The sequence below is a fragment of the Paenibacillus sp. FSL K6-1330 genome, from assembly GCF_037976825.1.
Lineage (GTDB): Bacteria > Bacillota > Bacilli > Paenibacillales > Paenibacillaceae > Paenibacillus_AQ.
In genome coordinates, this window is record NZ_CP150269.1 from 5,483,860 (window position 1) to 5,498,312 (window position 14,453).

Sequence of the window (14,453 nt, forward strand, 5' to 3'; positions counted from 1 at the left end):
GTGCCAAAGCAACAGGATTGTCAATCAAATCCTATACTCGAATTCCATCATGCCCGCCTCTAATCGTCATCTTATTCAAGCCAACTTGCTACCGCATTTTAACGTCATCGCCATATTGCGCGCTGTACGCTCCATATTGGCGGCGGCTTGTCTTATCGCATCGTCCAGGCTGCATACGCCGGGCACAATCGTGAACACGATATCGATGCCATGCTCAAGCACCGCTTCATGCCCGTCCGCAAGCGAGCCCGCGATGCCGATGACCGGCACTCCGTACCGCTTGGCCGTCTTGGCCACGCCCATCGGCGTTTTGCCGTAAATCGTCTGGCCGTCGATGCGGCCTTCTCCCGTAATGACGAGATCCGCATCCTTCACTTGCGAAGCCAGCCCCGTCGCTTCGATAACAATATCCACGCCCCGCTTCAACTCAGCGGCCAAAAAAGCGAGCATACCGGCGCCAAGCCCTCCGGCTGCGCCAGCGCCGGGAATCTGGGCCACGTCGCGGCCCAAGCATGCCTTAATCATCGCCGCATAATGGTCGAGATTGCCGTCAAGCTGCTGTACCATGGCTGGATCGGCGCCTTTTTGGGGGCCAAATACGGCCGATGCGCCGCGCTCTCCGGTCAGCGGGTTGTCCACATCGCACGCGGCCACGAAGGCAACTTGCTTCAGCCGCGGATCGGCTCCGCCCGTATCGATGCGGGCAATGCGATGCAACTCTCCACCGCCATGGCCTATTTCCGAGCCATCGGCGTCAAGCAGCCGCACCCCGATCGCCTGCGCCATGCCAGCGCCGCCGTCGTTCGTGGCGCTGCCGCCCAAGCCGAGAATAATCGTGCTGACGCCTTCGTTCAGCGCCGACGTAATAAGCTCGCCGGTACCGCGCGTCGTCGTCGCGAGCGGATTGCGCTGCTCCGGCGGCACAAGCGCTAGTCCCGAGGCGGCCGCCATTTCGATAATCGCGGTCTTTCCGTCACCAAGTATGCCGTAGAACGCGGTCACGGGGGTGCCAAGCGGTCCCGTCACTTCGCGGTGAACCAATCGTCCACCTGTCGCATCCACCAAAGACTGTACCGTGCCCTCCCCGCCGTCAGCCATCGGCACATTGACGATATCCGCTTCGGGATACACGGCGCGTATTCCCTTCTCTATGGCATGACATGCCTCTAATGCGGATAAACTCTCTTTAAATGAGTCTGGAGCAATTACAACCTTCATTCTCTCCACTCCCTCTCCATCAGTCTTAACCAACTGCCTGAACAATCATTTTGCCGCAGATTACAAGAACCAGCCGAACACGCCGAACACCAATGTCGATACGACGGCCAGGACGAGACCGATTGCGGTCTCATACGGAATAAGGCGCAGCCGCTCCTTCATCGCCATATTAACGCTTCCGCCCGTTGCATGGAAGAAGCTGCCGTGCGGCATATGGTCGAAGACAGTCGCCCCGGCGTGAATCATCGCCGCAGCGCCCAGGGAAGCAACGCCAAGCCCCATAATCGTCGAGCCGAACACCGAGCTGGCGACTGCGGTACCTGCTGTTGTCGAAGCGGTGGCTAAGGACATGAACGCGCCGCTTATCGGCGCAAGCAAGTAAGCCGGCAAGCCGGAGGAGGCCAGACTGTCGATGATGACATCCTTCAATTGCGAATTCGATATAATGCCGGCCAACGTCCCTGTGCCGAGCAGCATGACAGCCACGCCCGACATTTTGCCCAAGCCCGATACCGCAAATTGATTGATCTGCTTGATGCGGCCCATGCACAAGGCGCCAACGAGCCCGCCGATCGGCAGCGCGATAACCGGATCGATGACGATGCCGGCAATCGGGCGCAGCGCCAACAGCACAATCGCCGTGATCGGAGCCATCATCGCTGCCAGGAAGCCCGGAAGCTGCTGAGCGCCGTCGTCTACGCTTTCCTGGCCCGTGATCTTCGTTCCCTTTTTGGACAGGCGCTTCGCGATCAGATAAGTGGCAAAAAGCCCAAGGACAGCCGGTATGATTCCTGCCATCATCATCGATGTCAGTGGAATGTTGAATGCCTCTGCCGCCGAGATGGCGTTCGGATTCGGCGACATAATGTTGCCGGCCTTCCCGCCGCCGATCATGGCAAGCAATATCGCCATGCGGGACAAGTCGGCGCGCTGCGCAATCGCGATCGCAATCGGCGCCACCGTAATGACCGCGACGTCGATAAATACGCCGACCGCCGTCAGTACCATCGTCGCGAACGCCAGCGCAAACAGCGCACGCGTCTCGCCGACCTTGCGGATCAACGTTTCGGCAATCGTCTTCGCGCCGCCCGATTCAATCAAGACGCCGGCAAGCACGCCGGCTGCCAGGATGCGCAGCACGGCCGGAATCATGCCCTTCGCGCCATCCATCATCAAATTCACCGAATCAACCAGCCCGATTCCGCCGACGACCCCTCCGGCAAGTGCCCCAATCATCATGCCATAGGCAGGAGGGACTTTACGCAATATAAGCACAATCGCCACAACCAATGCCGTCAAAGCACCAAGTACAGTTACAGATACGTCCATAGTCAAGACCCCCTAATGTGTTGTCTCAATTCGTTATACTATTACTGTACCTGTAATGTGAAAGCGCTTCATCATGCATGAAAATGAAATAAAGCGCTTTATTGAGCGTGTTTTTTGTTCAAATGCACAAATCATGCATGTTCCTTCCAGACGCCGTCACTCTCCGGCTTCCTCTCTTTCAGCGCGCTTAGCCAGCGGGCTGTCATTAGCGTATATAAATCGCGAAAATGCTTCGGGTCTTTGCCGGTCGCCTCATGAATGCGCTGCAGTCGGTAGCGAAGCGTATTCCGGTGAATCGACAGCCGCTCGGCGATGCGCTGCTGCTCGCCGTTCTCATCATAATAGGCCTCCAGCGTCTGCTGAAGTTCCCCGCTCTTATCCTCCTGCGCAAACCGCCGCCATAGCCGCTGCAGCTCTTCCGCCACCCACGAGGGCGAAACGTTCGCTGCCACGGTCTCATTCGGCATATCTTCGCCGTAGTATACCGTCTGCTCCGGGAATATCGCCTGGCCCGCCCGCATCGTATCTTGCGCGGAACGGTAAGACGCGATTAAGCCGTCGATGCCGGAATACGCCTTACCAACCGCAATGCGGAGCGGCGTAATCCGCTTCTCCTCCAGCAGCCTGCGAATGTGACGGATGCCTTCGCATATATCGGCGTTCGGCTCCCGCGGGTGGAGATGGGGCTTATACAACACGATTTGGCGCGTATTGTGAATGGCGATCAGGTCGATGGCGGGCCGACCCTCCAATATTTCAACCACCTGCTTGAGTGTAGACAATGAATTCGCGTCCTGCGCACCGATCAGCTCCATAATGCATGCAACCCGCGCTTTATCCGGATGGAAGCCAATCCGTTCCGCCTGGAGGCGCAGCATGGCGTTATCCTTGCCGTCCGCATGAATGATGGACTGAAGGAAATCCTCCTTCATCCGCTTATCCCATTGGGCTTTTTCCAGCAGATCTGCTTGCTCCAAGTACATTTCAGCCGTCATTTTCACCAGCTCGCCGTACTTGGTCACCTCGTTCGGATCGCCGGTAATACCGATGACCCCAACAACTTCGCCCTGGAAGTGAATGGCCAGATTCGTTCCGGGCAGCACCCCTTGCAGCTTGCGCGCGCTTTCCTCGTCAATCTCGAAGCGACCCTTCCTCTCAATCGCAATGAGCGCCCCTTCATGCTTCTGATATAAGCGCGAGCGGTCGCCAGAACCGATAATCCGCCCCCGTTCATCCATGACGTTCACATTATAATGAATCACTTGCATCGTCCGCGTTACAATTTCTTGTGCCAATTCCTTAGTCAATCTGCTCATCTTGTCTATCCCCTGTCTATGTCCGCCATGATATGAAAAAACGCCCTCCATCCGATAAGCGCGATTAATCGCATTCTTCCGGGATAGGGGCATTCAGCTTCGAATAACGTTATTATACGCCCTAAATGTGAGTGTTAACACGAGGAAGGGAATTTCCTCACGAAGTGGCTGTTATTCGGTGAGTTACTATAATTAACGATTATTTTGTCTGAGTATACGCTTTCGCGTTTCTTTTGTAAACTCAAACACCACCAGTATAGCCTCAAGAGAACGCAGGTACTCATGATTCCGTCGCTTGCGGTTGAGGCGGATTTCTTTCTAAGAATGTATCGCTTAAACGAAACTTCCCGGTGAATCGCTTATTGTCTGAGCATTCATGCCACGAACCAACAAGCCGATCCTGATGGATCGGCTTGTTACTCCCTGTCTCTCCTGAGTTTGAGGCTCCCCTCTATGCTACTTCACGGTACGGTTATAATCCTGAATCTTGGTCGTAATTTCTTTCGCTGCGTCGTCCAGTGCCTGCTGCGGTGACTTTTTATTGTTCAGCACCTCTTCAATCGCCCCTTCCACAATCTGTCTTGCCTCGGGGAATACGCCCATCACGGCACCCTGGGTCGCTTTAACCAGCTTCGTCTGGTGCAGCTGATCAATGGCTGTCTGGAATTGCGGGAATTTCTTCAGATTCTCCTTCACGCTTTCTTCCTCATACGCCTTCGTGGTAATCGGGAAGTACCCGGTATTGATATGCCAGTATGCCTGCTCCGATGGAGAGGTCAGGAATTTAATGAACTCCCATGCGGCTTTTTGCTCTGCTTCAGGACGACTGTTCATCATCCACAGGCTTGCTCCTCCCACGATAACACCGCCTTCTTCCGCTCCTTCCGGCTTCGGAAGGAAGCCTGTGCCTACTTCAAACTTGCCTTCCGAGCTATCCACAAGTCCCTTCAAAGCTGCAGTTGAGTCCAGAATCATGGCGACCTGACCGGCCGAGAATGCCTTCTTGGAATCATCGGTTTTACGTCCCAGGTTATTGGCTGCCTTGGAATCGATCAGATCCTTCCACCAAGTCAGCACCTTTACGCCAGGCTCGGTATTGACTAGTGACTCGGTCGCCAGATCGTCTCGGCCGTTGCCGTTGTTCACATACTCCGCACCCTGATTGGCAAACAACTGCTCCATAAACCAGCCGTATATAGCAAAATTCGCTCCAACCGCCTTCCCTTTTTTCGATATCGTGTCTGCCGCGATTTTCAGTTCTTCAAACGTCTTAGGCGGACTTTCCGGATCGAGCCCTGCATCCTTGAACAGGTCTTTATTGTAATACAGTATCGGATTAGAGGAGTTGAAAGGCATGGAATACAGCTTATCCTCAAATGTATAATACCCGCTGATGTTAGGCTCTAGCTGCGACACATCCCACTGATCCGCATCAATGAACTCCTGTATGGGTGTAATTAGTTTGGAATCGATCATAAACCGGCTGCCGATCTCGTACATCTGGACCACGGAGGGCCCCTCGTTTGTTCCCATCGACGCCTTCAGTTTACTTAACAGGTCATCATAGGTTCCCTGATACACCGCTTCTACCTGCACCTTGTCCTGTGAAGCGTTAAAGTTGGCGACCAATTGATCAACCACCTTGGTATTAGCTCCTCCCATCGCATGCCAGAACACCACTTTTTGAACACCAACATCGGTTTTTGGTACGGAATCCGTCCCCTTATCAGGCTCCTCACCCATGTTAATGTTACACGCGCTAAGCAGCAGCATGATCGCAGCTAACACGATACTTACCAACCTCGTTCTTTTTTTCATCCGCGATTCCCTCCCCTTTCGTTCGTAAAATGCATCCTATGATAAACCTGCATATGACAGGCCAACCACCGCACTAACCTTTCAACGCCCCAGCGGTAATTCCGCGCACCAATTGTTTGACGCCAAAAGCCAGCAGTACAAAGGAAGGAACCAGCACGATGGTCACGCCGGCCAGAATCAGGTTCCATGACATCACCTCAGCATGCTGCAGCATAGCCACCCCGATCTGTACGGTTCGCATCGAGGCCTGGTTTGTGATCAAAAGCGGCCACAAGAAGTGATTCCAGTGCGTGAGGAAGGTATACACCGCCAAGGTAGCAATGGAAGACCGGGACAACGGCAGCACCATGGACAGAAAACTGCGGATATGACCGCACCCGTCGATTTTAGCCGCATCAAACAGCTCACGCGGGAGCTGCAGAAAAAACTGGCGCAGCAGAAACACGCCAAAGGCCCCTGCCATAAACGGCACGATCAATCCCTGGTAGCTGTCCATCCAGCCCCAATCCTTAATGGTCAGATAATTCGGAATAATCGTGACTTCCCAAGGAATCATCATCGTTGACAAGAAGAGTCCGAACAGCAGTGCCTTACCCTTAAAATTAAGAAATGCAAACGCATATGCGGCCAGACTTGATGTAATGACCTGACTGATCATGATGGCCGACGAGACAATGAAGCTGTTCAGAATAAAGCGAATAATCGGGAAGCCGGAGATGGCCTCCGTAAAATTGCCCAAATAGAAGCTCGACGGGAACAGCGGTGGTGGGAAATTAGCTACCTCCTTCTCGGTCATAAAGGCTGAGAACACCGTAAAGATGAGCGGATATAACACAATCAAAGACAGGAGGATGAGCAGCAGATAGGTAAACAGGGACGTAATTCCGCGCAGGGTCATTGGTAATGCACCTTCTTTTCCAGAACTTTAAACTGCAGCAGCGTAAGGAGCAGAATAATCGCAAACAGGATCAGAGCCTGTGCGCTGCCGATGCCAAACCGGAAATTGACGAAGGCATCCTGATAAATGGAGTAAACCATGACATTGGTGGAGTTGATCGGACCTCCCTTGGTCAGAATGTGAATTTGCCCGAATGCTTGAAATGCACCGATAACCGATACAATCAAAGCAAAGAAAATCGTAGGTGACAGCAGTGGCAGTACGATTTGGATAAAGGTCCGGATCGGCCCGGAGCCGTCCATTTTGGCGCTCTCGTATATCTCCTCCGGAACTCCCTGTAAACCGCTGGACAACACAATAAACAGAAACCCCATGTTCATCCAGATTGTCATGATCGAGATCGAGATCAGAGCCCAAGAAGGATCGGTTAACCAAGGGATCGGCCCGAGATGAACGAAGCTTAGAAAATAGTTAAGCATGCCCGCCGTAGGATGAAACAACAAAAACCATATAATCGAGCCGGTCCCGACGGAAATGACAATCGGCAATGAGAAAACAAACTGAAACACCTTCATCCCTCGCAGCTTGTTGTGGGTAATGGCGGCAAGAAACAGCGACCATATCAAGGAGGTGGGCACGGTAAACAAAATAAACATCAGCGTTACGCCAAGATTCTTATAGAATGATCCTGATGATAAAAGCCGGATAAAATTCTCCAACCATACAAATTCAACAACCTGACCCCGCGGATCCGTTATCGTCATGCTGAGATAAACCGATTTCAGCATCGGGTAGAACAAGAACATCATAAACAAGATGATGGAGGGTGCCAGAAATCCATAGGCTAAAGCATGCTCACCCCAGAGCCTTTTTCTTATCGCTGCACTTTTAGGTTTCTTACTGTGTAAAACGCTTTCATTACTAGACAACCGACATTCCCCTTTCTTCGAAAATTTCTCTCTGCCTTTCGAAAAGACGCAAGGATTCGCAAAAAAAGAGAACAAAAAAACACATAAACTGCATGCCGAAAAACAGACAAGCAATTCATGTGATTCTCCTCTTCTCCATCACATATGCAGCATGCTCTAAACAATCCTCCCTTCATTATTATCAATAACATTGAAAATTTAGAACATTCCATGCCTTGATATTTCGAGCCTTGACAATAGCTGGAAATGACAATATTCTTGAGTAAACACTCAGTATATGGGATTCGTCATTTAATCAAAAAAGGAAGCCATCTGCCTATGCCTACAACAAACAATCGAAATGCCAAGAAGGAACGGATATTGAACGCCGCTCTGAAGCTGTTCTCGCAGAAGGGATTTCATGCGACGACAACCAAAGAGATTGCCGCCGAAAGCGGCGTTGCCGAAGGGCTGATCTTCTACCACTTCGGAGATAAGCGGAAGCTGCTGCTCTACCTTGTGAACAATTTTTCATTTGTTACGCAGCTTCAAGAGGATGCGGATGAACTGTCGAAGCTGCCTGCGGAGGAAGCCCTGTTTCAATACGGCTTGGCGTACCTTGGGTTCCTCAGGACGAACATGGATTATCTGATGCTCATTTGGTCACCTGAACTCATAAGGGATGCCGAGGTATCCAATGAGGTGTCACGACTGATCGGAGGTTTTGGGACAGCAGGCAGCAGCATACTCAAACAGGCCGCGGGATCGAAGCATCAACCGGAACATACGGTTCAGGTCGCGATGACGATGATGACCTCCTCCATTCTGGTCTACTGCATGCTCCATTCCCGCTTCGGACTGGAAGCCCTCCCGCTCGGGGACGAATCCTATATTCGCGAGCTCGTCCGACTGCTGATGCATGGTTTTAATGAAGGATCCTAAGGCGCCGATGTTCATCCCAGTAAGGATAGAATAGAAAAGCTGATAGCAGAACAGAAATAACCTCTCTGCATCAGCTTCTTTTATCGGCTCAATTTGAGTGTACACTCAGTTTCTATAAATATCGCTAATAGTGTTAGAAGGAAGGGAGAAATGAGGATCATGCTGTCAATCATGCCAGATTGGAGTTTCGCCATGATGTTGTGGCTGCTGCCGGTTGTATTTTTCATTCACGATGGAGAAGAGATTGCCACGATGGAATGGTGGCTTAGGAAGAACAAGAATAACCCTGTGCTATCCAAAATCTCGCCTGTCTCCACTCCGTGGGATAAAAATATCACCCTGCAATTTACATTTGCCGTCCTGCTGATCGGCTTCATTCTCACCAGCGTAACGGCCATTACGGCTCTTAACTTCGAGATCGGCAGCCCATTCAACGCGCTGTTCGCGGGCTTTGTCACGGTGTTCCTGCTGGATGGCGTGAAACATGTGGGAGCCTCGATCGCCCTGTGGGCATACACCCCGGGTGTCATTACAGCTGCCATCTTTGAAATTCCTTACGGGATTTATGCGCTCTATCGCCTCTTTCATGCAGACATCATAAATATAGCTTCATTCGCCCTCGGAACCATCATCGCCCTGCCGATCACCCTGCTGCTTGTATGGACGGGTCTGACGCTAGGAAAACGGATTGCCCCCTTCCGCCACGACATATAGGGCATTCCTATCATTGCGAAAACCATCTTTGACTTGCCTTGCATTCCCTTACATATTAGCCAAGCGATGGCTCATAACCATTATGGATAGCCGTTTAACAGGATATTTTACGGAAAAAGCCTAGAGAGGGAGATACAGATTAATGGAGGATCAGAACCGGAACAGAGGAAATCATGACCGTGTCCCACAGCCGATACGCAGCGACGGAGCAGGCGGGCCAGACTATGGTCCGCGGGATGTGATGAGGGATATCGAGAATCCCGACATGCTAGTGCCTCCGATTACGGATGCGGGCTTGATGCCCAATCTGAAAATGTCGTTCTCCGACACGCATATGCAGCTGAATCATGGCGGCTGGTCGCGGGAAATTACGGTACGGGACCTGCCGATTGCGACCACGCTGGCCGGCGTCAATATGAGCCTCACGCCCGGCGGCGTTCGGGAGCTGCATTGGCATCAGCAGGCGGAGTGGGCCTATATGATCTGGGGTAGCGCAAGAATTACGGCAATGGATGCAAGCGGTAGAAATTTCATCGCGGATGTGGGGCCCGGCGATCTGTGGTATTTTCCTGCCGGTCTCCCCCACTCGATCCAGGGACTCGAGGAAGGCTGTGAATTCCTGCTGGTTTTTGACGACGGCCACTTCTCAGACCTGAACACCTTATCGATCTCCGACTGGTTTGCCCATACGCCAAAGGATGTGCTGTCCGCCAACTTCGGCGTTCCGGAGAACGCTCTTAACCATATCCCGAAGGAACAGGTTTATATTTTTCAGGATCAGGTGCCAGGTTCGCTCGAAAGCCAGGAGATCCAATCCCCTTACGGAACAGTGCCGCTGAGTTTCAAGCACCGGCTGCTGGCGCAAGAACCGATCATAACCCCCGGCGGAAGCGTAAGAATCGTGGATTCCAGCAATTTTCCGATCTCCAAAACCGTTGCAGCCGCGCTCGTTGAGATCAAACCGGGCGCCATGAGGGAGCTTCATTGGCATCCGAATCAGGATGAATGGCAGTATTACCTGGCCGGACAAGGACGAATGACCGTGTTTGCTGGCAATGGAGCGGCGCGGACCTTTGATTACAGAGCCGGTGATGTGGGATATGTCCCCTTTGCCTTCGGCCACTACATACAGAACACGGGCACGGAATCCTTATGGTTTCTCGAAATGTTCAGAAGCGACCGGTTCGAGGATGTTTCCTTGAATCAATGGATGGCCTTGACCCCTCGGGACCTGGTCCAGGATAACCTGAGAGTCGGAACCGAAGTCACCGATGCTTTGCGCAAGGAAAAGTGGCCTGTCGTGAAATATCCGGGATATTCGTATTATCCGAGGTAAGTTCTAGCCTCCCCCTTTGATTGAGGACATTGCCTGTTAAATTCGTGCAGACCGGCCAAGAGGATTTTATTCCAAGGCCGTCTGCCTTTGCCGTCATGCGGACATTTGACTTTTCTTTCCTCCTGCCATATAGTTCATTAATGAAACTATTTCATACGTGAACTATTCGAAAGGAGAACTATTGTTGAACGACAAGGCAAAGCAATGGATCGACCGATATGTGGATGTCTACCTGCTGGTCACCCGGCGGATTAACGCCCAGATTCGGGAACATCTCGGTGAAGATCTGACCAATGACCAGTTTCAGGTTGTGCGCATCATCAACAGCATGGATCACTGTACTTCATCCCATCTGGCGGAAACGCTTGCCGTCGGCAAGAGCTCGATTACCGCTATCGTCAACCGTCTCGTGGATGCCGGCATTATCGACAGAACCCGGGACAAAGCAGATCGCAGGCTGGTTTATCTGACTTTAACGGAATACGGACATACGATTTTTGAATCTGCCCAGGAACAGATGAGGGAGATCGTCTCTCCTTATATGGAGCATTTTGAAGAAAAAGATATCGAAATGTTTATCTCAATGTTCGAGAAGCTGGGGCAATTGATGCTTGAATCAGGGGGGAGAAAGAATTGAAAGCCATACTGAAAGCAAGATGGGCCATTATCATTATGTGGCTGGCAGCCGCAGTCGTGCTGTTTTTGTTCGCGCCATCCATGTCGGACCTGGTGCGGGAGAAGGGGCAATTATCCGTACCGGACGGTTACACCTCTTCACGCGCTGCTGAAATTCTCAAGGAGGCCTCCGGCGGCGAGGGCGCGGAAACCCTGCACCAGGTTGCGCTCGTCTTCAATAAACCCGATGGGTTAAGCGAAACGGATAAGGAGAGTATCCGGGAGGGCGTTCAAGCTTTAAACAACAATAAAGAAAGCCTCCATATTGATTCCATCAATGAACCGTTCACGCAAACGGAGCTGGAAGACACGCTGATTGCCAAAGACGGCAAGACCATCATGGTCGCGCTTCAGGTCAGCGGCGGTCAGGAAGCCGTGAAAGCTCTGCCCCAGAAGGTTGATCAGGTGCTGGAAGGCGTTCAAGCCGATCATTACCTGACAAGCGAAGGTCTCATCAATGAAGATACCATCGTCAGCTCGGAGGAAGGCCTGAAGAAAACGGAATATATTACGGTTGTCTTTATTCTCCTCATTCTATTCGTTGTATTCCGTTCCTTCGTAGCACCATTCGTACCGCTGTTGACCGTAGGTCTCAGTTATATCGTGTCACAGTCAGTCGTTTCTTTTCTCGTTGACCAATTCAACTTCCCGATATCGTCCTTCACCCAGATCTTTATGGTGGCCGTCATGTTCGGGATCGGAACCGACTACTGCATCCTGCTGATCAGCCGGTTTAAGGAAGAACTCACCACGTCGGAGGATACCAAATCGGCCATCATCGAGACTTACCGAAAAGCCGGCGGCACCGTGCTTTATTCCGGGCTTGCCGTATTTGTAGGTTTTGCAGCCATCGGGTTATCCAAATTCATTCTGTACAAATCCGCAGTTGCGGTTGCAATTGGCATTGCCGTTATGCTTCTAGCATTGGTTACAGTCGTTCCATTCTTCATGGCGGTGCTGGGCAAGAAGCTCTTCTGGCCGTCACGCGGCAAGCTGGAGCATAGCGAGAATAAGCTTTGGGGAGCGGCAGGTTCCTTCTCTCTTAAGCGCCCTTGGGCGGCATTGCTTGTCGTCGCTGTGATCGTGGCCCCTTTCTTGGCTACATACAGCGGCAAACTGTCATTTAACAGCCTGGAGGAAATCGGGCCAAGTTACGCTTCAGTCAAGGGCTTTAACATTATTTCGGACAGTTTCGGTCCCGGACAATCGCTGCCTTCCACCATCGTGATCAAGAACGATGACCGGATGGATACGGCAGAATACATGGGACTCGCGGAAAAAATCAGCCGGGAAGTGGAAAAGGTTGATGGCGTATCCAGCGTACGCGGGCTCTCCCGTCCAACCGGTGAGCAGATCAACGATTTCCTCATTCCAACGCAAGTGAAAACGTTAAATGAAGGATTGGGAGAGTCCAAAGACGGACTGACCCAAATCCAGAATGGACTATCCGAAGCAGGCAAGCAGCTCAGCGAGAATACGCCGAAGCTGAATGAAGCCGCAGCGGGAGCCAAAGAGCTGACCAAGGGAACCGCCGACCTCAAGGACGGCATTAAGGAGCTTGGCCAAGGCCTCAGCGCCATTCAAAAAGGAATCCAAAGCGGAAGCGCAGGCGCAGGCGAACTCAAAACCGGGCTTGCCCAAGCTGCGAAAAGTGCGAAAGAGTTAGCTGCAGCCCATGCCCAGCTTCTTCAAGGTTATAAACAGCTTGATACCGGATTAGCAGCTCTTGACGGCGGCGTTGCCGAACTTAAAGAGCAACTGGGCGGCGTGGCGGCCGCACTGAGTGGACTTGAAGGCTCCTTCACGGGATTGGAGAGCAATTACCCGGAACTCATTCAAGATACCGACTACCAAACCATTAAGGGTACCGTTACGCAAACAGCTGCAGGCACAGCCGAGCTGGCAGCAGGGTTAGGACAAATCTCCGGGCAGCTTAAAGGTGCGTCTGCCGGCTTATCGGAAGCAAACGCCGGCTACGCTAAGGCAGCCGCCGGGCAAACGGCGCTTGCCGACGGTCTTCAGCAGCTCGTGACCGGTATCGCCGAGCTGCAATCCGGCCTTTCGCAGGCAGCTAACGGGCAAGGACAGATCGTGAACCAAATTCCTTCCATTACGGGCGGTCTGGACCAGCTGCAGGGCGGGCAGAAGCAGCTTGCCGACGGCTTTGGTGATCTAACCGGCCAGATCGGAGAGCTGACGGCGGGACTGAACTCCAGCGCGGACGGATTGAAGCAAATTTCGGACGGACTGCATTCCGCTCAGGATTATCTGCAGCAGATCCAGGACGTTCAAGATGAAGAGCTCAGTGGTTTCTTCATTCCACAGGAAGCTCTGGAGAATAAAGAATTCCAGACGGTATTCGACACCTATCTCAGCAAGGACCGCAAAGTGATGACGCTGGATGTGGTTCTGGCAACCAATCCGTACAGCGAAGAAGCTCTGGGCAGCGTTGAACAAATTCAAGCTGCGGTAGACCGTGCAGTAAAAGACACGAAATTGGAGAACGCCGAAGCTGCCATCAGCGGCATTACCAGCACAAATAACGATTTGCAGAACATATCCAACGAAGACTATTCGCGAACCGTCATTCTCATGCTGAGCGGAATCTTCATTATCCTGGTCGTGCTGCTGCGCTCCATCGTGATGCCGATCTATCTAATTGTCTCTCTGGTCATCACATACTTTACGGCTGTCGGCGTTACGGAGATGATCTTCGTGCACGGCTTCGGGTATTCCGGCATCACCTGGGCCACGCCGTTCTTCAGCTTTGTCATGCTGGTCGCGCTTGGGGTGGATTACAGCATCTTCCTCATGGCGCGCTTCAATGAGAACAAGTCCTGGAATGTTCAGGATGCCATTCTGCATGCCATGCGCAACATGGGAACCGTGATCCTGTCCGCGGTGGTCATTCTTGGCGGTACCTTTGCGGCGATGTATCCATCCGGCGTACTGTCCATGATGCAGATCGCAACGGTTGTCCTGGTTGGACTTGTGCTCTATGCACTCCTGTTCCTGCCATTCTTCGTACCGGTGATGGTCCGTATCTTTGGCCGGGCTAACTGGTGGCCGTTCACCCCCAAGGAGCAGGACACAAAGAGCAGCCCGTCCGGACATGACGTAGGAATGTAACCATTATAAAGATGACCCAAACCTAACAATATTCACAATAACCGCCTTTTTCCTGATTGATGACAGGTAAAAAGGCGGTTTTTTATACGCCATATCATTAAAAATGAACGGAAACTTTGTTCATATTTGGAACTGCCTCCAAAGAACTGAACAAATGCTTTTTGCAGGGG

At 52.2% G+C, this 14,453-nt stretch carries 11 protein-coding genes; 5 read left to right on the forward strand and 6 right to left on the reverse strand.

Features of this window, described 5'->3' with window-relative positions; genetic code table 11:
- Positions 1-75: 75 nt before the first annotated feature.
- The 6 genes from NYE54_RS24955 to NYE54_RS24980 all read right to left on the reverse strand — a co-directional run bounded on the left by NYE54_RS24955 (position 76) and on the right by NYE54_RS24980 (position 7,457).
- Positions 76-1,218, reverse strand: coding sequence for a glycerate kinase (locus NYE54_RS24955; protein WP_339266955.1), 1,143 nt, complete (start codon positions 1,216-1,218; stop codon positions 76-78).
- Between the two features lie 60 nt (positions 1,219-1,278).
- Positions 1,279-2,547 (reverse strand): SLC13 family permease, encoded by a 1,269-nt coding sequence (locus NYE54_RS24960; RefSeq protein WP_339266957.1) that lies wholly within the window; start codon positions 2,545-2,547, stop codon positions 1,279-1,281.
- A gap of 131 nt (positions 2,548-2,678) precedes the next feature.
- Positions 2,679-3,863 carry a sugar diacid recognition domain-containing protein gene (locus NYE54_RS24965; protein WP_339266958.1) on the reverse strand — a complete coding sequence of 395 codons (1,185 nt, stop codon included), beginning with the start codon at positions 3,861-3,863 and terminating at the stop codon, positions 2,679-2,681.
- A gap of 456 nt (positions 3,864-4,319) precedes the next feature.
- The gene (locus NYE54_RS24970; RefSeq protein ID WP_339266960.1) at positions 4,320-5,681 is read right to left on the reverse strand and encodes an ABC transporter substrate-binding protein; all 1,362 of its coding nucleotides are present in this window, start codon (positions 5,679-5,681) and stop codon (positions 4,320-4,322) included.
- A 73-nt stretch (positions 5,682-5,754) separates the two neighbouring features.
- Positions 5,755-6,579, reverse strand: a complete 825-nt coding sequence (locus tag NYE54_RS24975) for a carbohydrate ABC transporter permease (protein WP_339266962.1) — start codon at positions 6,577-6,579, stop codon at positions 5,755-5,757.
- Entirely contained in the window at positions 6,576-7,457 is an 882-nt protein-coding gene (locus tag NYE54_RS24980; RefSeq protein ID WP_144023491.1) for a sugar ABC transporter permease, read from the reverse strand. The genes NYE54_RS24975 and NYE54_RS24980 overlap by 4 nt, the downstream gene beginning before the upstream one ends.
- A 369-nt stretch (positions 7,458-7,826) precedes the next feature.
- On the opposite strand from NYE54_RS24980, the gene NYE54_RS24985 reads away from it, so the two are divergent.
- The 5 genes from NYE54_RS24985 to NYE54_RS25005 all read left to right on the forward strand — a co-directional run bounded on the left by NYE54_RS24985 (position 7,827) and on the right by NYE54_RS25005 (position 14,283).
- On the forward strand, positions 7,827-8,429 hold the full coding sequence (locus NYE54_RS24985; protein ID WP_339266964.1) for a TetR/AcrR family transcriptional regulator: 603 nt from the start codon (positions 7,827-7,829) through the stop codon (positions 8,427-8,429).
- Between the two features lie 159 nt (positions 8,430-8,588).
- On the forward strand, positions 8,589-9,143 hold the full coding sequence (locus NYE54_RS24990; RefSeq protein ID WP_339266966.1) for an HXXEE domain-containing protein: 555 nt from the start codon (positions 8,589-8,591) through the stop codon (positions 9,141-9,143).
- A gap of 142 nt (positions 9,144-9,285) precedes the next feature.
- Positions 9,286-10,479, forward strand: a complete 1,194-nt coding sequence (locus NYE54_RS24995) for an oxalate decarboxylase family bicupin (protein WP_339266968.1) — start codon at positions 9,286-9,288, stop codon at positions 10,477-10,479.
- A 184-nt stretch (positions 10,480-10,663) separates the two neighbouring features.
- A complete protein-coding gene (locus NYE54_RS25000) occupies positions 10,664-11,116 on the forward strand; it encodes a MarR family transcriptional regulator (protein ID WP_213643791.1) in 453 nt (150 codons plus the stop codon).
- The gene (locus NYE54_RS25005) at positions 11,113-14,283 is read left to right on the forward strand and encodes an MMPL family transporter (RefSeq protein WP_339266970.1); all 3,171 of its coding nucleotides are present in this window, start codon (positions 11,113-11,115) and stop codon (positions 14,281-14,283) included. Before NYE54_RS25000 ends, NYE54_RS25005 begins: the two co-directional genes overlap by 4 nt.
- The last annotated feature ends 170 nt before the right edge of the window (positions 14,284-14,453 follow it).

Excerpts from the sequence above, each read along its gene's own strand:
- NYE54_RS24985 (WP_339266964.1), top strand. The coding sequence starts at position 7,827 with ATGCCTACAACAAACAATCGAAATGCCAAGAAGGAACGGATATTGAAC.
- NYE54_RS24990 (WP_339266966.1), top strand. The coding sequence starts at position 8,589 with ATGCTGTCAATCATGCCAGATTGGAGTTTCGCCATGATGTTGTGGCTG.
- NYE54_RS24965 (WP_339266958.1), bottom strand. The coding sequence starts at position 3,863 with ATGAGCAGATTGACTAAGGAATTGGCACAAGAAATTGTAACGCGGACG.
- NYE54_RS24960 (WP_339266957.1), bottom strand. The coding sequence starts at position 2,547 with ATGGACGTATCTGTAACTGTACTTGGTGCTTTGACGGCATTGGTTGTG.
- NYE54_RS24995 (WP_339266968.1), top strand. The coding sequence starts at position 9,286 with ATGGAGGATCAGAACCGGAACAGAGGAAATCATGACCGTGTCCCACAG.
- NYE54_RS24975 (WP_339266962.1), bottom strand. The coding sequence starts at position 6,579 with ATGACCCTGCGCGGAATTACGTCCCTGTTTACCTATCTGCTGCTCATC.
- NYE54_RS24955 (WP_339266955.1), bottom strand. The coding sequence starts at position 1,218 with ATGAAGGTTGTAATTGCTCCAGACTCATTTAAAGAGAGTTTATCCGCA.
- NYE54_RS24970 (WP_339266960.1), bottom strand. The coding sequence starts at position 5,681 with ATGAAAAAAAGAACGAGGTTGGTAAGTATCGTGTTAGCTGCGATCATG.